Annotated in this window: 15 protein-coding genes and 1 pseudogene; 4 read left to right on the top strand and 12 right to left on the bottom strand. The window is 60.1% G+C overall.

What is annotated here, in order from left to right; translation table 11 throughout:
* Positions 1-59: 59 nt before the first annotated feature.
* The 3 genes and pseudogenes from AACY25_RS01930 to AACY25_RS01920 form a co-directional block, all read right to left on the bottom strand.
* A complete protein-coding gene (locus AACY25_RS01930; RefSeq protein ID WP_339522189.1) occupies positions 60-1,250 on the bottom strand; it encodes an osmoprotectant NAGGN system M42 family peptidase in 1,191 nt (396 codons plus the stop codon).
* Between the two features lie 55 nt (positions 1,251-1,305).
* Positions 1,306-3,067 (bottom strand): annotated as a pseudogene (gene ngg / locus AACY25_RS01925) (N-acetylglutaminylglutamine synthetase).
* A gap of 125 nt (positions 3,068-3,192) precedes the next feature.
* A complete protein-coding gene (locus tag AACY25_RS01920) occupies positions 3,193-4,962 on the bottom strand; it encodes an N-acetylglutaminylglutamine amidotransferase (protein ID WP_339522187.1) in 1,770 nt (589 codons plus the stop codon).
* Between the two features lie 112 nt (positions 4,963-5,074).
* Between AACY25_RS01920 and AACY25_RS01915 the strand changes: the two genes are divergently transcribed.
* Positions 5,075-5,548 (top strand): MarR family winged helix-turn-helix transcriptional regulator, encoded by a 474-nt coding sequence (locus AACY25_RS01915; protein ID WP_339522185.1) that lies wholly within the window; start codon positions 5,075-5,077, stop codon positions 5,546-5,548.
* 2 nt (positions 5,549-5,550) lie between these two features.
* Here the strand turns inward: AACY25_RS01915 and dacB are convergent, their stop codons facing one another.
* The gene (gene dacB, locus AACY25_RS01910; protein ID WP_339522184.1) at positions 5,551-6,999 is read right to left on the bottom strand and encodes a D-alanyl-D-alanine carboxypeptidase/D-alanyl-D-alanine endopeptidase; all 1,449 of its coding nucleotides are present in this window, start codon (positions 6,997-6,999) and stop codon (positions 5,551-5,553) included.
* 234 nt (positions 7,000-7,233) lie between these two features.
* Here dacB and AACY25_RS01905 point away from each other — a divergent pair, with 234 nt between their 5' ends.
* The gene (locus AACY25_RS01905; RefSeq protein ID WP_339409827.1) at positions 7,234-7,575 is read left to right on the top strand and encodes a YggL family protein; all 342 of its coding nucleotides are present in this window, start codon (positions 7,234-7,236) and stop codon (positions 7,573-7,575) included.
* 54 nt (positions 7,576-7,629) lie between these two features.
* On the opposite strand, the gene AACY25_RS01900 is transcribed toward AACY25_RS01905, so the two are convergent.
* The 7 genes from AACY25_RS01900 to AACY25_RS01870 all read right to left on the bottom strand — a co-directional run bounded on the left by AACY25_RS01900 (position 7,630) and on the right by AACY25_RS01870 (position 15,632).
* Positions 7,630-10,587, bottom strand: coding sequence for an HD domain-containing phosphohydrolase (locus tag AACY25_RS01900; RefSeq protein WP_339522183.1), 2,958 nt, complete (start codon positions 10,585-10,587; stop codon positions 7,630-7,632).
* Positions 10,588-10,686: 99 nt separating this feature from the next.
* On the bottom strand, positions 10,687-11,757 hold the full coding sequence (locus AACY25_RS01895) for an FUSC family protein (protein ID WP_339522181.1): 1,071 nt from the start codon (positions 11,755-11,757) through the stop codon (positions 10,687-10,689).
* 3 nt (positions 11,758-11,760) lie between these two features.
* The gene (locus AACY25_RS01890) at positions 11,761-13,092 is read right to left on the bottom strand and encodes a deoxyguanosinetriphosphate triphosphohydrolase (RefSeq protein WP_339522180.1); all 1,332 of its coding nucleotides are present in this window, start codon (positions 13,090-13,092) and stop codon (positions 11,761-11,763) included.
* Positions 13,093-13,167: 75 nt separating this feature from the next.
* Positions 13,168-14,331: an EAL domain-containing protein gene (locus AACY25_RS01885; RefSeq protein WP_339522179.1), complete on the bottom strand. Its 1,164-nt coding sequence runs from the start codon at positions 14,329-14,331 to the stop codon at positions 13,168-13,170.
* A gap of 74 nt (positions 14,332-14,405) precedes the next feature.
* Positions 14,406-14,762 carry a hypothetical protein gene (locus AACY25_RS01880; RefSeq protein ID WP_339522178.1) on the bottom strand — a complete coding sequence of 119 codons (357 nt, stop codon included), beginning with the start codon at positions 14,760-14,762 and terminating at the stop codon, positions 14,406-14,408.
* Positions 14,759-15,142 carry a phage holin family protein gene (locus tag AACY25_RS01875; RefSeq protein WP_339522176.1) on the bottom strand — a complete coding sequence of 128 codons (384 nt, stop codon included), beginning with the start codon at positions 15,140-15,142 and terminating at the stop codon, positions 14,759-14,761. The genes AACY25_RS01880 and AACY25_RS01875 overlap by 4 nt, the downstream gene beginning before the upstream one ends.
* 172 nt (positions 15,143-15,314) lie before the next feature.
* The gene (locus tag AACY25_RS01870) at positions 15,315-15,632 is read right to left on the bottom strand and encodes a DUF883 family protein (protein ID WP_339522175.1); all 318 of its coding nucleotides are present in this window, start codon (positions 15,630-15,632) and stop codon (positions 15,315-15,317) included.
* A 378-nt stretch (positions 15,633-16,010) separates the two neighbouring features.
* On the opposite strand from AACY25_RS01870, the gene AACY25_RS01865 reads away from it, so the two are divergent.
* Complete coding sequence (locus AACY25_RS01865; RefSeq protein WP_339522174.1) at positions 16,011-17,219, top strand: ammonium transporter; 1,209 nt, start codon at positions 16,011-16,013, stop codon at positions 17,217-17,219.
* A gap of 59 nt (positions 17,220-17,278) precedes the next feature.
* Here the strand turns inward: AACY25_RS01865 and AACY25_RS01860 are convergent, their stop codons facing one another.
* Positions 17,279-18,544, bottom strand: coding sequence for an OprD family porin (locus AACY25_RS01860; RefSeq protein WP_339522172.1), 1,266 nt, complete (start codon positions 18,542-18,544; stop codon positions 17,279-17,281).
* Between the two features lie 260 nt (positions 18,545-18,804).
* Between AACY25_RS01860 and AACY25_RS01855 the strand changes: the two genes are divergently transcribed.
* Complete coding sequence (locus AACY25_RS01855) at positions 18,805-19,962, top strand: DUF5610 domain-containing protein (RefSeq protein ID WP_339522171.1); 1,158 nt, start codon at positions 18,805-18,807, stop codon at positions 19,960-19,962.
* Positions 19,963-19,992 lie beyond the last annotated feature (30 nt).

Raw genomic sequence — 19,992 nt, 5'->3', positions numbered from 1 at the left:
TATGAGGCCTGATCCGGCCCCGCGTCATGCTGTCACTTTGCCCGGATGCGCGCAGCCCTTCAAGCGTCCTGATCACGTGGCCGCAATAGGCTATCTACAGTCGGGACGCGGGTATCACTTTCCATCTGTGCATCGTGCTCCAGTTGATGGCTGAAGCGCTCTAGCGAGCCTTGTGCCGGCTGGGCGTCGCTGGAGAATACCGGTGGGCTGAGCACATAGGCGGCGAGCAGGCGGCTCAAGGATTTGAGGCTGTCGATGTGCGTGCGCTCATAGCCATGAGTGGCGTCACAGCCGAAGGCCAGCAGGGCGGTGCGGATGTCATGGCCGGCGGTCACTGCCGATTGTGCATCGCTGTGGTAGTAGCGAAATAGATCGCGGCGCACCGGGATTTCATTTTCGCTGGCCAGGCGCAGCAACTGGCGGGATAGATGATAGTCATAGGGGCCGCCGGAGTCCTGCATGGCCACGCTGACGGTGTGCTCGCTGGATTGCTGGCCCGGTGCGACCGGGGCGATATCAATGCCGACAAATTCGCTGACATCCCAGGGCAACGCGGCGGCCGCGCCGGAGCCGACTTCCTCGGTGATGGTAAACAGCGGGTGGCAGTCGATTTCCGGCTCCAGGCCGCTCTCCTGGATGGCCTTGAGGGCGGTGAGCAGAGCGGCAACGCCGGCCTTGTCATCCAGGTGGCGGGCGCTGATATGGCCGCTCTCGGTAAATTCCGGCAAGGGGTCGAAGGCAACAAAATCGCCTACCGAGATGCCCAGCGACTCGCAGTCGGCGCGGGTGCTGCAATAAGCATCCAGGCGCAGTTCGACGTGGTCCCAGCTGATTGGCATCTGATCCACCTCGGTGTTGAAGGCGTGCCCCGAGGCCATCAGCGGTAGCACGCTGCCGCGAATCACGCCCTGATCGGTAAACACGCTGACGCGGCTGCCTTCGGCAAAGCGGCTCGACCAGCAGCCGACGGCGGCCAGGCCCAGGCGGCCGTTGTCCTGTAGCTCGCGAACAATTGCGCCAATGGTGTCCAGGTGCGCCGAAACCGCGCGGTCCGGGCTGCTCTGCTTGCCTTTAAGCGTGCCGCGAATGGTGCCGCGGCGGGTCATCTCGAAGGGGATGCCGATCTCTTCCAGGCGCTCGGCAACGTAGCGCACGATGGTGTCGGTAAAACCGGTGGGGCTGGGAATGGCGAGCATTTCCAGCAGCACCTTCTGCAGATAGACGAGGTCGGGTTCGGGGAGTTGCTGCATGGAATCTCCTCTACTGTGATTGGCCCCTCCGCCGAAGAGGGGCTGGGAAAGGGGGTTAGCTGGGTGTCTGGCTCAGGGGAAAAAGCAGATCGATAAAGCGCTCTGCCGTGGGTTGTGGTTGATGATTGGCCAGGCCGGCGCGTTCGTTGGCTTCGATAAACACATACTCGGGCTGGTCGGCGGCGGGCACCAGCAGGTCTAGGCCGACTACCGGGATATCCAGGGCGCGGGCGGCTTTTACGGCGGCGTCGGCAAGCACAGGGTGGAGGATTTCGGTGACGTCCTCCAGGCTTCCGCCAGTGTGCAGGTTGGCGGTCTTGCGTACAGCGAGACGCTGTCCAGCTGCGAGCACGCTGCTGTAGTCGACCCCGGCAGCATGCAGGGTACGCAGGGTTTCGGCATCTTTGGGGATGCGGCTTTCGCCCTCGGTGGCAGCTTGCCGGCGACGGCTTTGTGCGTCGATCAGCTCGCCGATACTGTGCAGGCCATCACCGATCACTTCCGCTGGGCGGCGGATGGCGGCGGCGACCACAGCAAAGCCGATTACCAGAATGCGCAAGTCGTAGCCTTCGTGAAAGCTTTCCAGCAGCACGCGACTGTCGAAGGGCTGGGCGCGCTCGATGGCGGCCTGCACTTCGGCCGGGCTGCGCAGGTCGACCGCAACGCCCTGGCCCTGTTCGCCATCCACCGGCTTGACCACCAAGCTGCCGTGCTCGGCGAGGAAGGCAGCATTTTCCTCAGCACTGCCAGCCAGGCGCTGGGCTGGCAGGTGCAGGCCGGCGCGGGCCAGGGCGCGATGGGTCAGGCGCTTGTCCTGACAGAGAGTCATGCTGACCGCGCTGGTCAGGTCGCTTAGCGATTCTCGGCAACGGATTCGCCTGCCGCCATGGTTTAAGGTGAACAGGCCGGCGTCGGCGTCGTCTACCTGCACTTCGATACCGCGGCGCAGCGCTTCATCGACGATGATCCGTGCGTAGGGGTTCATCGGCGTATGCGGGCCGGGACCAAGGAACAGCGCTTCGTTGATGCCATTTTTGCGCTTGATGCTGAAGGTCTGCAGCTCACGAAAGCCCAGCTTGGCATACAGCCCTTTGGCCTGTTCGTTATCGTGCAGCACGGACAGGTCCAAGTAGCTCAGCCCGCGGCTCATAAAGTGTTCGATCAGGTGGCGTACCAGCACTTCACCGACCCCCGGCCTGCTGCAGCGCGGATCGACGGCCAGGCACCATAGGCTGCTGCCGTGGTCCGGGTCCTGGTAGGCCTTGTGGTGATTAAGACCCATAACGCTGCCAATCACCGCGCCGCTGTCTTCATCTTCAGCCAGCCAGTACACCGGCCCGCCCAGGTGGCGTGGGGTGAGCTTCTCTGGCTCGATTGGCAGCATCCCGCGTAGCTGGTACAGGCTGTTGATCGCGTGCCAGTCCGCCTCATTCTGTGCGCGGCGTACCCGGTAGCCACGAAAGCCACGGCGTGCCTGACGGTAGTCGGTGAACCACAGACGCAAGGTGTCGGAGGGGTCTAGAAACAGCTGCTGCGGTGCCTGCGCGAGCACCTGATGTGGGGCGGCGACATATAAAGCAATGTCGCGCTCGCCCGCCTGCTCGGTCAGTAAGTCACTGGCCAAGGCGGCGGCATCCGGATAGGTGTGGCCGAGCAGTAGGCGACCCCAGCCACAATGCACTGCTTTGGGCTGACCCAGATGGCTACCGGGCGCTTCGGCAAAGCGTGCTTGCAGGCGCTCGTAGGAAGGCGTCTGGCCGCGTAATAGGCGTTGGTTGATGGCAGTGGCGCGCATGGGAATGTCCCTCGTCCTCTATCGCTACACCCGGTCTGCGCCGGGGTGTGGGTTGAGCCGTGACAACCCCGAATTAGATCCGGGCTATGGCTATGCCTCAGTCGGCGTAGGGGCGCTTCATATCGCCACCCTACGCACTAGGGATTCTTACAGGCCGTGTTCGTTCAACCATAGGTTGAGCGCAGCCATCTGCCACAACTTGGAGCCGCGCAGCGGCGTCAGCTGGCCATAGGGGTCGCTCAGCAGGCGATCAAGCATGGCCGGATTGAACAGGCCGCGATCCTGACTCGGGTCAAGCAATAGATCGCGTACCCAGCCTAGAGTTGCACCTTCCAGATGCTTGAGACCGGGCACAGGGAAGTAGCCCTTGGGCCGGTCGATCACCGCACTGGGGATCACCTGGCGTGCGGCTTCCTTGAGCACATGCTTGCCGCCATCGGGCAGTTTGAAGCGCCCCGGAATGCGCGCCGAGAGCTCGGCCAGGCGATAGTCGAGGAACGGTGTGCGCGCTTCTAGGCCCCAGGCCATGGTCATGTTATCGACCCGTTTAACTGGGTCATCGACCAGCATCACCGTGCTGTCCAGACGCAGGGCTTTGTCCACGGCGGCGACGGCCCCGGGCTGGGCGAAGTGTTCGCGGACAAAATCGCCGGCAGCATCGCCGGTCAGCCAGGCGGGCTGCACGCAGGCCGCGTATTCGTCGTAGTCACGGTCGAAGAACGCCGCGCGGTAGGCGCTGAAGGCATCTTCGGCGGCGTCCACCTGTGGGTACCAGTGATAGCCGGCGAACAGTTCGTCGGCGCCCTGGCCGCTTTGCACCACCTTGCAGTGCTTGGCAACCTCGCGCGACAGCAGATAGAAGGCGATGCAGTCGTGACTGACCATCGGCTCGCTCATAGCGCGAAACGCCGCTGGCAGCTGTTCGAGAATTTCGTGCTCGCCAATGCGCAACTGGTGATGCTGAGTATTAAAGCGTTCAGCGATCAGGTCGGAGTATTGGAACTCATCACCGCGTTCGCCGCCGGCATCTTGAAAGCCGATGGAGAAGGTCGACAGGTTTTCCACCCCAGCTTCACGCAGCAGGCCAACCAGCATGCTCGAGTCGACACCACCCGAAAGCAGTACGCCAACATCCACCGCGGCACGCTGGCGGATCGATACGGCCTCGCGCATGCCATCGAGTACGCGTTCCTTCCATTCATCCAGGCCAAAGCTAATTTCATCACGCTGTGGGCCGAACTGCAGGCTCCACCAGGTTTTTTGCTCGCAGTTGCCCTGGGCATCGATGCGCATCCAGCTGGCTGGCGGCAACTTCTCTACGCCGGCCAGCAAAGTACGCGGGGCTGGGACCACGGCGTGGAAGTTCAGGTAGTGGTTGAGCGCGATGGGATCGAGGGTCTTGCCAATATCACCACCAGCCATCAAGGCCGGCAGGCTGGAGGCAAAACGCAAGCGTTGGCCGGTGCGCGACAGATACAGTGGTTTGACGCCAAGGCGGTCGCGGGCAATGAATAGCTGCTGGCTGTCACGCTCCCAGATGGCAAAGGCGAACATGCCATTGAGCTTGGGCAGCAGGTCTGTGCCCCAGGCGTGGTAGCCCTTAAGCAGCACTTCGGTGTCACCACCAGAGAAAAAGCGATAACCCAGAGCTTTCAGCTCGTCACGCAGTTCCGGGTAGTTGTAGATGGCCCCGTTGAAGACCATGGACAGGCCCAGATCGCTGTCGATCATCGGTTGGCCTGAGGCTTCGGCGAGATCCATGATCTTCAGCCGACGATGGCCAAGGGCAAGCGGCCCTTGACTGTGGAAGCCGTGCGCGTCGGGACCGCGAGGGGCTAGGTGATGGGTGATCCGCTCAACTGCGGCCATGTCGGCCGGTCGTTGATCAAAGCGTAGTTCTCCAGCTATTCCGCACATAATTTTCCTTACCGGTATTGCCGTTGGGGAGAGGTTCGGCTAGCCGAACCTTTTACAGCAGAACAAAAAAATGCTTTGATGTCAAAGCTTAATGGCGATTAAAAAGGTGCTTATGCTAGTTAAAAAGGTTTCTACTGAAATAGATTTGTCATCTGTTTCGGTCTTTGAATTGCCGCTGTTTCAGGCGCTACGACGCTTGCAGCAGGCGGGCGAAGTGCATGCCAAGCGGGTGAGTCGTTTTGGTGGGCTAACGCCCATGCACTTGCTGATTTTGCAGGTGTTAGCGGGGGAGAAACGCCTGACAGCCAGCGACTTGAGTGGCCGGGTTAGCCTGACGGCTGCGACCTTGTCGGGCATGCTTGATCGGTTGGAGGAGCGCGGTTTGCTGCAACGTCAGCGTGATGATCAGGACCGTCGTAAGCAATGGTTGTTGCTTAGCGAACCTGGTCGGGCGCTGGTGCAGCAGGCGCCGAGCTTGCTGCCGCCTGAGTTTGTGCAACGCTTTGCGGGGCTCAGCGATTGGGAGCGCCACAGCCTGACTGCCGCGCTATTACGTGCAGCCGAGCTGTGCGGTGAAATGGAGTGAGCTTAGCGGGTGCTGCTGGCCTTGGGTTGGCGATAGAGGTCGAGCAACACTTGGTCGAGAATCGACGAGGCACCCCATGGGCGTGGGTCGTTGAGAATCGCGACAACGGCCCAGCTGTTGCCATTGCTGTCGCGGCTGAAACCAGCGATAGCGCGTACGTTGTTCAGCGTACCGGTCTTGATCCGCGCCTCGCCCACCAGCGGGGTGCGATGCAGGCGTTTACGCATGGTGCCGTCCATCGCCACCAGTGGCAGCGATGCCATAAATTCGGCGGCGTACGGGCTTTTCCAGGCAGCCTGCAACAGTGTGGCCATCTCCCGTGCGCTAACCCGTTCTGCGCGTGACAGCCCGGAGCCGTTCTCCATCACCAGGTGCGGCGCAGTAATGCCTTTACGCGCCAGCCAGCTGCGAATCACCCGTTGTGCGGCTTTGCTGTCGTCCTGATCGGCGGAGTTGCGGAACTGCGCGCCGAGGCTCAAGAACAGTTGCCGGGCCATGGTGTTGTTACTGTATTTATTGATGTCGCGGATGATCTCGGTCAGGTCCGGCGAGTAAGCGCGAGCCAGCAGGCGGGCCTTCTCCGGAACCGGGGCGAGGCGATCCTTGCCCATGATGCTACCGCCCAATTCCTGCCAGATGGCGCGGATTGCACCGGCGGCGTAGCTCGGGTGGTCGAGCAGCGACAAGTAGGTTTGCGAGCTGCAGCCTTCGGCCAGCTTGCCGGTCACAATGACCGTGGTGCCGTCGAATTCGGTGACCGGGTTGTAGCGCACATCCGGCCAGCCTGGGCATTTGGCTGCCGGCAGGGCTTTGACGCGGTTGTCGATGCGGATATCAGCAATCGGCGGCTCGGCGGCGATATGCACCTTGCCACCCTCAGTGCGAGCGATAAAACGCAGGGCCTTGAGGTTGACCAACAGCGAGTCGGGCGTCACCAGAAACGGTTTGTTGGCGTCGCCGCCGTCGTCATTGAAGCTCGGCAGTTGCGGTTGTACGAAGTGGCTGCGATCGAGCACCAGATCGCCCGTGACCTGCAGCACGCCGTTGGCACGTAAGTCGCGCATCATCAGCCAGAGCTTTTCCATGTTCAGCTTGGGGTCGCCGCCGCCCTTGAGGTACAGGTTGCCGTTGAGTACGCCGTTCTTCAGTTGGCCGTCGGTAAAAAACTCGGTTTTCCACTGGTGGGTCGGGCCGAGCAACTCAAGCGCCGCATAGGTGGTGACCAGCTTCATGGTGGAGGCTGGGTTGACGGAGATGTCGGCATTGAAAAAGGTACTGTTGCCGGGGCCGTTGAGCGGCACGGTGACCACCGACAGCGACTGGCTGCTGATCTTGTTGGCTTTCAGCGATTGCTGAACCTTGTTTGAGATACCGCTCGTGGCGGCTGCCAGTGGCAGACAAACGGGTAATAGCAGGCCGGCGATGGCCAGGTGACGCAGGGTTTTGATCATGGGCGGCTACCCTCCAGCTGAGGGACAAAGGTGACGCGAGGCATGTAAAGAGGTTCCGTCGCGGATTGAGAATATGTTGGCAATTATGCCCCAATACAGTTCCAGCTGAATGGCAGTAAATGGCATCGGCCGGGCTTTTCTGTGGGCTATCGACTGACCTATCGTCTTCGAGGCGGGCGCGCAAGCCGCGAAACTGCTAGAGTGCCGCGCGTTATCACTTTTGAGGATTGTTCCATGGCTACTAACCGTTCCCGCCGTCTGCGCAAAAAACTCTGCGTGGATGAATTCCAGGAGCTGGGTTTTGAGCTGAACCTGAACTTCAAGCAAGACCTGGCTGATGAAGCTATCGACAGCTTTCTTGAGCAGTTCCTGCGTGACGCCATGACCGCTAACGGCCTGGGCTATGTCGGCGGCGATGACTTCGGTCTGGTGTGCCTGGGCAAGCGCGGCTCGGTCAGTGAAGAGCAGCGTGCAGCCGTTGAAGCCTGGCTGAAAGGCCGTGACGAGCTGGTGGATTTCACTGCCAGCCCACTGATCGATGTCTGGTATCCAGACAACGCGATCAATCAGGCCTGATGCTGTAAGCGGGGTATGCGTCACGCATACCCCGTTGTTGTCCCCCCCCTCTATTTATTCGCTCAGGCCCGCTTTGGCCAGCAGCGCCGCGTTATCGACCTGATCAATCTGCTCTTGACGTAAAAAGCGTTCGGCGTAGCTGAGGTAGATCTTTTCCCGCACGAACAGTCCGAACAACTCGGGGTCGATGTGCGCGCCTTTGCACATGCCCGCCATGATGTTCAGCGATTCGGACAACAGCTTGCCCTTTTTGTAGGGGCGATCCACGGCGGTCAGCGCTTCGAAAATATCGGCAATCGCCATCATCCGTGCCGGCAGGCTCATGTCCTCGCGCTTCAGGCGTTTCGGGTAGCCGGTGCCGTCCATCTTTTCATGGTGGCCGCCGGCGATCTCGGCAACATTGGCCAGGTGCGGCGGGAAGGGCAGGTGGCTGAGCATGCGAATGGTCTGCACCATATGGCCGTTGATGATAAAGCGCTCTTCATTGGTCAGGGTGCCGCGGCGAGTACCGAGGTTATAGACCTCACCACGGTTGTGTTTGTAATGCGGCACGTCCAGCTTGAAGCCCCAGGGGTTGTCGTCGGCAATCAGTTCGCTCTCGGGGCGTTCGAGTAGGTGTTCAGGTTTGTCGCTGAGCAGCGCTTCCTGCACCGGTAACGCTGGCGCCGGCGTGCGTGATTGGCGCTGGTTTTCTTCCCAGGACACGCCCAGGCGATCATCTAGGGTGCGCGTCCAGGTGCGTGTGGCGATGCTGCGCAAACGCTCCAGGTCGGCGTCGGCCATCGCTTCACCGCCTAGGTTGCAGCGGGCGATAAAGGCGAATTCATCATCCAGAGTGGCGAGCAATTCATCGCGCGCCTGGCCGAGGCTCGTGGCCTCACCGCCCTGGCTGAGGTGTTCCCAGTAACTGATCCAGGCATCGCGTTTGAGCACCTCGAAGCGCATGCGCACTTCATGGATGCGGTCGTAAATGGTCTCCAGCTTGGTGGCTTTGTCCACCACGTACTCGGGCACGGTGACCTTGCCGCAGTCATGCAGCCAGGCAGCGATATGCAGGGCTTCCCATTCTTCTTCGCTGGGCTGGTAATCGCGGAACGGCGCTTCGTCGCTTGCCGCAGCGGCGCGGGCGAGCATCAGAGTGACTTCCGGTACGCGCTGGCAGTGACCGCCGGTATAGGGGCTCTTGGCGTCGATGGCACCGGCGATCAGCTGGATAAAGGCGTCGAGCAGTTTCTTCTGTTGATCGAGCAGGCGCTGGCTCTCGATGCACAGCGCGGCAACGCCAGACACGGCCTCGACATAGGCGATGCGCTCGGGCCGCAACATGGCCAGGTCGGCTTCGTCTCCGGTATCACGGTGCAGCAGCAGCAGGACCCCGAGAGTTTGCCCCTGGCGGTTATGCAGGCCGGTGCAGACCAAATGCACGCGCGGGCTGTCGAGGGTGTGCAGCAGGCTCTGGAAGCCTTGAGCATGCTCGAAACCGAGCGCTACGGTGACGCTGGGGCCGCCCGTAGCTGTTTGCCCGAGCCAGTCGGGCAGGGCCGGATCGCCTGGGTCGAAGCTCGGGATGCGGTGCTCTTCCAGGTTGTGTTGCAGTTCGTTGATAAACAGGCCGTGCGGCTCAAGGCGGCCACTGCTGCTGTCGCGCAGATACAGCAAGCCGCCACTGGCTTCGCTGAGGTCGACGGTTTCGCGCAGCACCCGGCGTAATAAAGCATCGAAGCGGGTTTCCGCCGAAAGCGTGGCGGTAATGTCGAGGAAGCTGGAGATGGTCTCTTTCATCCGTCCCATCGACACCGCCAACTGATCAACTTCCTTGACGAAGGAGCGGCCACTGGCTGGGTAATCGAAATTGAAGCTGCGGATAGCTTCGGCTTCACCCACCAGCAGGCGCAGCGGTTTGACCAGAATATTGGAGAGCAGCCAGCCAATCGGAATGCACAACAGCAGAATGCCCAGGGTCAGCACTGCACCCTGCCAGCGAATTCGGTAGGCATCGGCCAGCAACTCGCTCTCCGGGGCGAGCAGGGCCAGGCGCAACCCTTGGGGACCGCCCTCGCTGAACTGGCTGTAGGAAATTTGCCAGCGCTGCTTGTTCAGGCGCACTGCGCCCTGGCGATCCGCGTCGAGCCCGAGCCTGAGAAAGTCGGCGAGTATCGGGCTGAGGTCCTTGACCTGCACCAGTTGCAGCTTTTCTCCGGGAATCACCAGGCGTGTGCTGTCCGGGTAGGCAACCGCGCTGCCGTCGGGGCTGTACAGCACCACTTCGGTGGAAGGTGTCAGGCGATGTCCGGCCAGGGTGGCTGATAGGTCATCAAGGGTCAGGTCGGCGCCTACCACCGTGGTTTCGCTGCTTTTGCGAGCGATGGTGGTGCCGATTTCTCCGGTGGAGAAGAAGGCATAGGGCGCTGTTGTGAAGTGTTTCTGGCTTTGCAGTGCACTGTTGTACCAGGGCCGGGCACGTGGATCGTAGGTCTCCTTGAGGTTTTGCCGCCGGCTAATCGGTTGCAGCTGCGCGTCGAAAAACAGGTATTCAGAATCCAGGCGTTGCTCACTGATGCGGTCGATGCTCCACACCTGATACGCCGCATTGTCGGGAGCAAAGAAAATCTGCCGCAGTTTTTCACTGCGTAGCGGCCGCACCATAAAGAAGCTGCCATCGCCATAGCCGACATAGATTGACGCCAACTTGGGATTATCGCGCAGCGCCTGGCTGAAAATCGGCAGCATGATCATGCGCGCATGGCGGTCGCGGCCATTGATCTGCTCGTTACGCGTCAGCAGATTGATCATGTTGCGAATCGGTTGGTAGGTATTGCGCAAATCCGCTTGGACTTCCTTGCGCATCTGGCTGAACAGCTGGTCGCTGCTGCTGAGGATGATGCTACTGGTTTGCTGGTAGTTGAAAAATCCCAGCACCACACCCGAACCCAACAGCAGCAGGGTGAACAGCACGCTGATATGGATATGGAGCGGAAAACGTCGTTCCTTGGACCTTGCTATCTGCTGCATCCGCGCATGCCCTTGTGTGCCCTGACTAAGCGCAAAGCATAGTGGAGCCTTACGCGCTTTGCCGTTGAGCGGATACAGGTTTTTTGTGCCGCAGCAGCTCTAAATTGGGTCTGTGCTGTGCTTGGCTTTTTGTAGGTTGTGCCGGTGTTCGAGCCAGCGCTCTAAGCCGTATACCAATAGCGCTACCAGCAAGGCCAGAGCGACTCCGATCAGGCTGTTGAACAGACGCACCTGCGGTAGTTGCCAGTCATGCGCCAGGCTTTCGGCCAGCAGCACGAAGCACACCGTGGTCTGCAGCACAAACAGGCCGTAATGATTGGCCTGCAGGGCGCGGCTAAGGGCGATCAGCGGTAGTAATGTGGCGACCATCAGCGCCGGATTCTGCATGCTGTGGCCGAGCAGAATCAGCAGTGCAGCCGCACCCAGGCTGGCGAGAATAGATTGCACGGCGCGCACGAGGCTGCCCTGGAAATCCAGCTGCAAGGTTGTCACCACGGTCAGTGTCAGCCAATAGCCACGGTGCAACTCGGCCAGGTTGACGATCAGCCCGGAGAGGGCGAATGCCAGGGTGCAGCCCAGTGCATGCAGCCGCCACTTCTGCTGTGGCAGGCGTTTGGCGTGACGCTTGAGCACCTTGAAAATGCTGATAAAACGCGGCATGTACGGCCACATGCGCAGACCATGCATGCCGCGCAGACCAAAGGCCAGCAGCATCACCCAGAGGCCGCCGAGGATAAACAGCGCGGCAATCGCGTAGGGGTTGTTCAGGCTGCCCAGGCCGTACTGGCCTTGGCCCAGGCATAGGCAGATGGCCAGACCGATGCCCAGCTTGCCAGCTTCGCTGCCAAACCGTTGCAGCCAGGCGAGGAGAAAGCCGAACGCGGCGAAGATCAGCAAGCTCGCGTAGGCATGCTCGGCTGACCAGAAGCCCAGCCCGGCGCTACAGGCGCCCAGGCCGCAAAGCATCAGCATGCGCAGCATGCCCAGACGGTGCAGCGGGCTGGCCTGAGCCGCCTGGAAGGCACCCGCCGACGCCCAGAGAAAGCCCGGATGAGCGCTGAACAGCCCGAGCAGCAGCGGCAGCGCACAGCCGAAACCAGCGACCATTGCCGGGCCCCAGGCGGGTGGACCGGCATGCCAGCTGAAGGTTTGTCGCAATAGGCTATTCATGGCTTATACCGGGCTTGAACGGCCCGTCATCTCACGAGCCATTTCAGTAGCGTAGCTGTCAGTCATGCCGGCGATAAAGTCGATCATGCGCAGGAACGAGCGATACAGCGGCCAGCTTGGATCGGGTGCGTTGTTGCCGAGCAGGTCAAGGATACGGCGGTTCTTGAACGATGGCGTGCGGCCGCCGTGCTGTTCCAGCGCCGCGCCGCAGAAGGCGTTGAGCAGAATTTCCAGAGTGGTGTAGGCGCCGATCTCGTGCAGGGTTTTGCGCTTGTCCTGGAATATCTTCTGCCGAGCCATGTCCTTGGCGCTCTGCACACAGCGCTTGGCGGTGCCGTGCATATGCTCGACCAGATCGCCCTGCAAGGTGCCGCTGAGCAGGGCGTCCTGCTGTTCGACAAAGGCTTCGGCGGCGGCATTGGTCAGGTGTTCGATGGCCTTGCCGCGCAGGATGGCCAGCTTGCGCCGCTTGGAATCGTCCGGGCCGAGTTGGCGGTAGGTTTCCGGCAGATCATCGCCGACCAGATCAAGCAGCAGCGCCTCGACCTCACTGTAGTCGAGCAGCTCCATCTCCAGGCCGTCTTCCAGGTCGATCAGGCCGTAGCAGATGTCGTCAGCAGCCTCCATCAGATAGACCAGCGGGTGCCGTGCCCAGCGCTGTTCTTCCAGCTGCGGCAGGCCGAGTTTGCCGGCGATCTGCTCAAGCAGCGGCAGTTCGCTCTGGTAGCAGCCGAACTTGTGTTTCTTGTAGCCCAGGGCTTCGGCGTGGCGTGCGGTCCAGGGGTACTTCAGGTAGGTGCCAAGGGTTGCGTAGGTCAGCCGGGTACCACCGTCGAACTGGTGGTATTCCAATTGGGTGAGCACGCGAAAACCCTGGGCATTGCCCTCGAAACTGAGGAAGTCACCGCGTTCGGCGGTGCTCATCGAGTCCAGCCAGCCACGCCCGGCGGCCTGCTGAAACCAGTGACGGATGGCGTCTTCACCGGAGTGGCCGAAGGGCGGATTGCCAATATCGTGGGCTAGGCAGGCGGATTGCACGACCATGCCCATATCGCTTGGCTCGCACCAGTCTGGTAGTGCGTCGCGGATCATTTCGCCGACCCGCATGCCCAAGGAGCGGCCTACGCAGCTGACTTCCAGAGAATGGGTCAGGCGCGTGTGGATATGGTCGTTGCTCGACACCGGGTGCACCTGGGTCTTGCGCCCCAGACGGCGAAAGGCGCCGGAGAAGATGATGCGGTCATGGTCTTTGTGAAACGGGGTGCGGCCCAGTTCGGCGACGCTGTGCGTCGGCTTGCCGAGTCGCTCACGGTTGAGCAGGGTTTGCCAATCCAAGGTATGTCCTCGCCGTTACCTGGCTGTGGCAGCTAGCTTCGGGGTTCTCTGCCGACGATGCAAGGCGAGGTGCTGTTAAAAGCCAGCGGCGTCAATATCGATCAGTAGCAAGCGCTTGCCGTTGTCGATGAATTGCCCCGCAGTCAGGCAGTACTGGTTAGTGGTGGCATCGCGGTAAGTGCTGGAGAGAATCAGCCGGCGTTCCTCCCAGCCTTCGGCCAGCAACTGATAGAAGTATGGTCGCCATGACCAGTTATGCCCGACATAGCGCGCATCGCTGTGCCAGGAATGTTCGCGCCACTCCAGATTGGCCGTCAGCTGGGTACCGTGTCGGTCGCATTGGAAGATACGCAGTAGCCAGGGATAAGCCTGTGGTTGTGGCAGTTGTTCAGAGTGTGCGCCGCTTTCGACCCAGGCCTTGAAGCTGTTCATCAGTTCGCTGAGCTGCTGGCGCAGGGTCATCAGACGTGCGCGTTCGGCGAGCTTTTGCTGCACATAGCGATCGCGCAACTGGGCGAAGCGTTTGACGAAGGCGTGGCTACTAAAGAATGCCTCTTCGGGTTTGGCGAACAGGTAACCCTGTACATAACGTGCGCCGCACTCCAGGGCAAAATCCAGCTCGGCCTCGGTTTCCACCCCTTCAGCGATGATCCAGCAGCCGGTCTTTTCCGCCATCTGCGCCAGGGCCTTGACGATCTCACTGCTCGGACCACCACGGGCGGCCTGCTGAAAAAGGCGCATGTCCAGCTTGAGGATGTCCGGTTGCAGGGCCAGTACGCGATCGAGCTGTGAGTAGCCTGCGCCGAAGTCGTCGATGGCAATCCGTGCGCCTGCCTGCCGATAGCGTTGCACCACACCCGGCAGGCGCGCGCTGGCGCCGCCCAGCTCGGTTATTTCAAAGACGATACGTGCCGGGTCGATGCCGCTGCGCTGCAATTGTTTGAGGCTGGGCAACGCTTGTTCGGGGCGCAGCCGGCTGATCCAGCGTGGCGAGATATTCAGGCTGAGAAACCAGTCATGAGGGGCTTCATGAAAGCGCGTCAGGGCCTGTTCGCGGACCTCGCGGTCGAGACGGCGCAGGGCAGTGGGGGAGGTTTTCGGGTCACTGAACAGGGGGCCGGCTGAATGCAACCGGCCATCCTCGCTGCGCAGCCGCGCCAATGCCTCGACACCGGCAATACGTCCGGTGGCGGTATCAATAAAAGGTTGGAAAACAGCAAGCGGTTGACCGTTGAACACTGCACAGTTCCTTAGTCAGGGAAGACGCCCTAACGGGCGGCGTAGCCTGGGAACTAAGCAAGATTGTGGCCAGCTCAAACTTCTGCGTGGGTATCTTTAGTCGTGGTCGCTGGCGTGCCTGGGCGACGCGGTGGATGGCGTCTGAGCAGCGGGAACACGACCAAGGCGATACGTAGCCAGCGGCGCCAATGGCCGCGGCGGATACCAATGGTGGTCAACAGCACTGCACCGCCTGCGACCCAAAGTGGTGCGCTGCTGTTGCTCAGTTCTTCACGCCAGTGTTTGCGCCAATGTTGCGCCCGCCGCAGCGGCTGCAGCATTACCAGGGTCTCGTGGCGCAATTCTTGGCGGTGCATTTCCAGGCGCATGCGCAGCAGGGTCTTCTGCAGCTCACGGCGTGAGGTCTTGGCATTGTGCTCGGACATAGTCATGGCAGCAGTTGCTCACGGTCACGGGCCAGTTCTTCAAGGCTGGCGCTGAAAGGTGCGGGGGCGTTACGTATACGCTGCAGCAGGGTAAACAAAGCGCTCATCAGGCCGAGCGCATAGAAGCCGCAAAGCGCGCTGACAACCAGAAAGCGGTGAGTCTCCCAGAAGGCAATGAGCAGCGCAGCTGACAAACCTATAATCAGCAGCAAGCTGAAAAACAGACTTAGGCCGGCTAATACCAGCAGGTTTAGGGTATGGCTTTGCTGCTCTTTAAGCTCTTCACCAAGCAGCGCAATGTGGCCATGTAATAACCCAAGCATGGCACTGGCAAAGCGCCGTGGCGAACCGCGTCGACTTGGCGGGTTAGGTGGTGTTGCATCCATGAACGTTCTCTTTAACCAGTCGTTGGGTGGTAAGCGGGAGCCGTTTAGCGAAGCGCTACGTCAGTAGCGCTTCTGGCTGGCTGAAACAGGCGCAAGCCGATTTACGTTCCAATATGCTTCTTGGTCCGTTTCACCACAGCGTTAACAAGCGTTGAGAATTTTCAATGACCTGCTAGCGGCGAGAAATCAGCATGCCCAGCAGTAAACCGATAGCGGCTGCAATGCCGAGGGTTTGCCATGGGTGAGTCTGTACATAGCCTTCGGTGGCTTGGATGGCTGCCTTGCCGCGTTCGTGCAGGGCATCTTCAGCGTTATGCAGAGTGCTGCGTGCGCGCCCCAAGCTGCCACGAATCTGATTGCGCAGTTCCTCGGCCTGCTCGCCAGCAAGGCTGGCGGAATGCTGCAGCAAGCTTTCCGTATCGCGCACCAATGCCTTGAATTCATTGATCAACTGATCCGAGTTGGACGATAGAGGGTTGGTGTTGGCCATGGTGTCTCTCCTAGTGGCTTGACGGGCGTGTAAAAAGTTCGAGTCCACTGTGGGGCAGTGGTTCCTTCTTTCTTCCCTACGCGGCAGAGCTAGTGAGGTATCTGCTGGTACAGCGCTTGCATTGTGCTGGTGCGCAACCTTGCAGATGCGCTCCTTTATGGGGCTGTGAGGGTTTTGGCTAGGACGCCGTGGTGCATAAATAACTTATTAATAACTATGGAATAAGTGCTTCAAAGCAGAGTCCGGGTGGCACTTGTTTGGTGCTGCATGGGGCCTGTCTTGGCAAGGTGGTTCGCGAAAAATGCCGTCTTATGGTGCGCATTTATTAAAGCGTGTTCCGCTTTGGTGCTTTTTCCCGCGACGGAGTTTTCTTTGCAGATGGAAAACATCAACAGTGCTGTGGAAACCCTGATTCACGGCTCCAATACCCTGTTTATCCTACTCGGTGCCGTAATGGTACTGGCGATGCACGCCGGTTTTGCTTTTCTGGAAGTCGGCACGGTCAGGCAGAAGAACCAGGTTAACGCCCTATCGAAGATCATCTCCGACTTTGCCGTCTCGGCCCTGGCCTATTTCTTTATCGGGTACTGGATCGCCTACGGCGTGACGTTCCTCGAACCGGCCAGCGTGCTGACTGAAGGCAACGGCTATGCCCTGGTGAAGTTCTTCTTTCTGCTGACCTTTGCTGCAGCTATTCCTGCGATCATTTCCGGTGGCATTGCTGAGCGCGCCAAATTCGGCCCGCAGCTGTGTGCCACGGTGCTGATCGTGGCCTTTATCTATCCCTTCTTTGAAGGTGTGATCTGGAACGGCAACTATGGCGTTCAGGCCTGGCTGGAAGCGCAGTTTGGCGCAGCCTTCCATGATTTTGCTGGCTCAGTGGTGGTGCATGCGATGGGTGGCTGGTTGGCCTTTGGCGCGGTAATTTTGCTGGGGCGCCGCAATGGCCGTTATCGCGATGGTCGCCTGGTGGCGTTCGCCCCGTCGAATATTCCGTTCCTGGCGCTGGGCTCATGGATTCTGATCATCGGCTGGTTCGGCTTTAACGTGATGAGCGCGCAGACCCTGGGTAGCGTCAGCGGCCTGGTGGCGGTCAACACCTTGATGGCGATGGTCGGCGGTACGGTGGCGGCTTTGCTTGTTGGCCGTAATGACCCAGGCTTTCTGCACAACGGTCCGCTCGCTGGCCTGGTGGCGGTGTGTGCCGGTTCCGACCTGATGCATCCGGTCGGTGCGCTGGTTACTGGAGCCATTGCCGGCGCGCTGTTCGTCTGGGCGTTTACCGCGACCCAGGTGAAGTGGAAGATCGACGATGTGCTCGGCGTCTGGCCGCTGCACGGTCTGTGCGGCGTGTGGGGCGGTATCGCTTGCGGCATCTTCGGCCAAGAGGCGCTGGGTGGTCTCGGTGGTGTAAGCCTGACCAGCCAGTTTGTCGGCACTGCGCTGGGCGTGCTGGTGGCCTTGATTGGTGGAGTGCTGGTGTACGGCGTGCTGAAAGCGACTGTGGGTATCCGCCTGAGCCAGGAGGAGGAGTACCACGGTGCAGATCTTTCGGTGCATAAGATTGGCGCCGTCAGCCAGGATTGATGGCGACGCGCTAATGCAAAAGGCCCGGACAATGTCCGGGCCTTTTTATTGCAACCGCTTCAGAGCAGCGGCAGGGTGTAGCTGACGATCAGACGGTTTTCGTCGATGTCATTGGCGAAGTTCGAGCGCACAGTCGCATTGCGCCAGCGCACGCCCAGATTCTTCAGGGCGCCTTCTTGGAACACGTACATCAGCTCGCTGTTGCGTTCCCATTCCTTACCTTCAGAAACATTGCGGCCACGGTCGACATTGTCGCCGGTCAGGTAGCGGGTCATAAAGGTCAGACCCGGAATACCGATGCTGGCAAAGTTGAAGTCATAACGTGCCTGATAGGACTTCTCGTCCTTGTTGGCAAAGTCACTGATCTGCACATAGTTGACCAGGAACGGGTCAGTGCCGCTGATGTAGGCAAAGCCGGTGTCACCGCTCATCTTCTGGTAGCCCAGACCGAAGCTGTGACCTTCAATGCCGTAGGTGACCATCGCGCCTAGGGCTTTGTTATCGATGTTGCTGCGGCTGTCGTCGGTGGAGCGGGCATAACGCAGATCGGTCTTCAGAGTCTGCTTGTCCGCCAGCGGCAGTACGTGCACCAGGCTGAAGGAGTTCTGCTTGTACATGTCCTCCAGTTTGGAGTGGTAGTAGCCGGCAGTCAGATCCTTAGTGATCTTGTAGTTGCCACCGAAGAAGCTGAACGAGTCAGTAGTAGCGCCGCCGGTAGTGGTGATGCCACGACGGCCACCGGTGGTCAGGGCGATATCTTCGTAGTCATTGGAGTTACGACCGTTGACTTCACGCACATGGCCCATATCCAGAGTCAGACCGTCGATTTCCTGCGAAACCAGATGGCCAGCTTGAAAAACCTGCGGCAACAAACGACTGTCGCTGGAGGCAATGGCCTGGTTCTTGAACTGCATACCGCCAACACGCAGGGTGCTTTTGGAGATTTTGGCTTTGGCTGCGATAGCCAGACCAGAGTAGTTATCCTGCGAACCACCAGACGAACGATCCGGCACCAGCAGACCGCTGCCAGCAGTGCCATCACCTGAGTCCAGCTTGAAGCCAAACATGCCAATGGCATCAGCACCAAAACCTACGGTGCCTTCGGTGAAGCCCGATTCAGCGCGCAGGATAAAGCCCTGCGCCCACTCTTCTTGCTTGTGCTGGGCCGCACCTTCCTGACGGAAATCGCGGTTGAAGTAGAAGTTGCGCGCTTCGATAGTGGCTTTGCTGTCCTTGATAAATTCTGCCTGGGCCAGCGTTGGCAGGGTGAGGCAGGCGCCCAGGGTGGCAAGTGCCACCGCGTGGGCGAGGGGAGATTGAGTCATTATTGTTAGCTCCTCGTGTGTGCGGGTCGGCTTGTAGCCGATCTGGTACAGCGAGGCGCAATAAACCATGGCCATAGGTGCTTGGCGCTTAGACTTTGGTCTGCTCGTAGACTGCCTGAAGCGTGATGACAAGTGGCAGATATAGCGGCAATCGCTCTAGCCCGCACGGTCGTGCCGTTGATCGGGTTATTCGCAGATAGGTTAAAGTTTTACCGTTCCAGGCCGTCTAACAATCAGATACACCGCCTAGGTAACTAATTATGAATCCTCTGGCCTCAAACTTATCGTCCACTTCACGGCCTACCTCCGTCGGCGCTCAGCCAGTAGTGCGCAACGCTGCCGACGCGCAGGCAACACTGGCCAATCGACTTGCCGAACGCCTTGGGCTTGAACCAGGTTCCCTGGCCGGGAAGAAGGCTAACGACTACACCCCGGAGAAAGTCGCCGGGCGCATTCTCGGTTTTATCGAGCAGCGTCTGCAGAGCGAACAAGCGGCTGGTGCCGATACCGGTGAGCTGCAGAAGCTTCTCGACCAGGCCCGTAGCGGCGTGGAGAAGGGCTTTGCTGAAGCCCGCAAGATTCTCGACGGCATGGGCGTTTTGCAGGGCAAGGTAGCGAGCGATATCGACGACACCTACCAGAAAATTCAGGATGGGTTTAACGACCTGACTAAGCGTTTTAATCCTGATGCAGGGCTGGCTAAGGGCTCAACCAATATCGCTGCCTACAGCGAGCGCTTTGCAGCCCAAGCGGAAACCTTCGATATGGAAGTGACCACCCGTGATGGTGATCGCCTGCGTATCTCCGTCGCCCAGGCCTCGGCCAACTGGTCGCAGAGTGGCGCTGTCGCCAGCAGCAATGGCAACGGCAGCTCGGTGGCTGCCAGCAGCCAGTCCGGCAGTCTGCAGATAGGTGGCTGGCAGGTCAGCGTTGAAGGCGAGTTGGATGGCGATGAACGTGCAGCGTTGGAGAAACTCTTCGGTCAGGTGCAAGAGCTTTCCAACAAGTTCTATGCCGGTGACCTGTCCGGTGCCTTCGACCGCGCCATGGCGCTGGAGATGGATGGCGAGCAGTTGGCGTCGATGTCCCTGCGTCTGACCCAAACCACTGTACGGCAGGCGACCGATGCCTACAGTACCGTGGCGCAAGATGGTGGCCAGGCGGCCAGCGCGGTCAACAGTTCGCTGGTCGACTACGCCCAGGGCTTGCTCGACGCATTGCGCAGCGCCAATAAGGTGGCAGAGGAAGGCACAGCTAAAACCAGCTTGCTGGATATGCTCAAAGGCGGCTTCTCGCTCGATGAGCGTTTTGACAGCGGCCGCCTAGATAAGGCCGAGCAGCTCAATAGCCGCTTGCTCGATGGCTTGCAGAACCTGCTCAATCCTGGCCTGGACGGCAACAAGCCTGCGGGCGCCTGAGTGCTAAACTGCACCTCCAGTGGTTAGTGG

This window comes from Pseudomonas sp. EA_35y_Pfl2_R111 (assembly GCF_963970955.1).
Classification (GTDB): Bacteria; Pseudomonadota; Gammaproteobacteria; order Pseudomonadales; family Pseudomonadaceae; genus Aquipseudomonas.
Note: the sequence above shows the minus strand (reverse complement) of the source record. Positions and strands in the feature narration are given on the sequence as shown.

Bases quoted from the DNA above. Each gene is read 5' to 3' on its own strand.
- AACY25_RS01915 (WP_339522185.1), top strand. From the start codon at position 5,075: ATGCTAGTTAAAAAGGTTTCTACTGAAATAGATTTGTCATCTGTTTCG.
- AACY25_RS01930 (WP_339522189.1), bottom strand. From the start codon at position 1,250: ATGCAGCAACTCCCCGAACCCGACCTCGTCTATCTGCAGAAGGTGCTG.
- AACY25_RS01865 (WP_339522174.1), top strand. From the start codon at position 16,011: ATGGAAAACATCAACAGTGCTGTGGAAACCCTGATTCACGGCTCCAAT.
- AACY25_RS01920 (WP_339522187.1), bottom strand. From the start codon at position 4,962: ATGTGCGGAATAGCTGGAGAACTACGCTTTGATCAACGACCGGCCGAC.
- AACY25_RS01875 (WP_339522176.1), bottom strand. From the start codon at position 15,142: ATGGATGCAACACCACCTAACCCGCCAAGTCGACGCGGTTCGCCACGG.
- AACY25_RS01880 (WP_339522178.1), bottom strand. From the start codon at position 14,762: ATGACTATGTCCGAGCACAATGCCAAGACCTCACGCCGTGAGCTGCAG.
- AACY25_RS01860 (WP_339522172.1), bottom strand. From the start codon at position 18,544: ATGACTCAATCTCCCCTCGCCCACGCGGTGGCACTTGCCACCCTGGGC.
- dacB (WP_339522184.1), bottom strand. From the start codon at position 6,999: ATGATCAAAACCCTGCGTCACCTGGCCATCGCCGGCCTGCTATTACCC.
- AACY25_RS01895 (WP_339522181.1), bottom strand. From the start codon at position 11,757: ATGAATAGCCTATTGCGACAAACCTTCAGCTGGCATGCCGGTCCACCC.
- AACY25_RS01870 (WP_339522175.1), bottom strand. From the start codon at position 15,632: ATGGCCAACACCAACCCTCTATCGTCCAACTCGGATCAGTTGATCAAT.
- AACY25_RS01905 (WP_339409827.1), top strand. From the start codon at position 7,234: ATGGCTACTAACCGTTCCCGCCGTCTGCGCAAAAAACTCTGCGTGGAT.
- AACY25_RS01900 (WP_339522183.1), bottom strand. From the start codon at position 10,587: ATGCAGCAGATAGCAAGGTCCAAGGAACGACGTTTTCCGCTCCATATC.
- AACY25_RS01855 (WP_339522171.1), top strand. From the start codon at position 18,805: ATGAATCCTCTGGCCTCAAACTTATCGTCCACTTCACGGCCTACCTCC.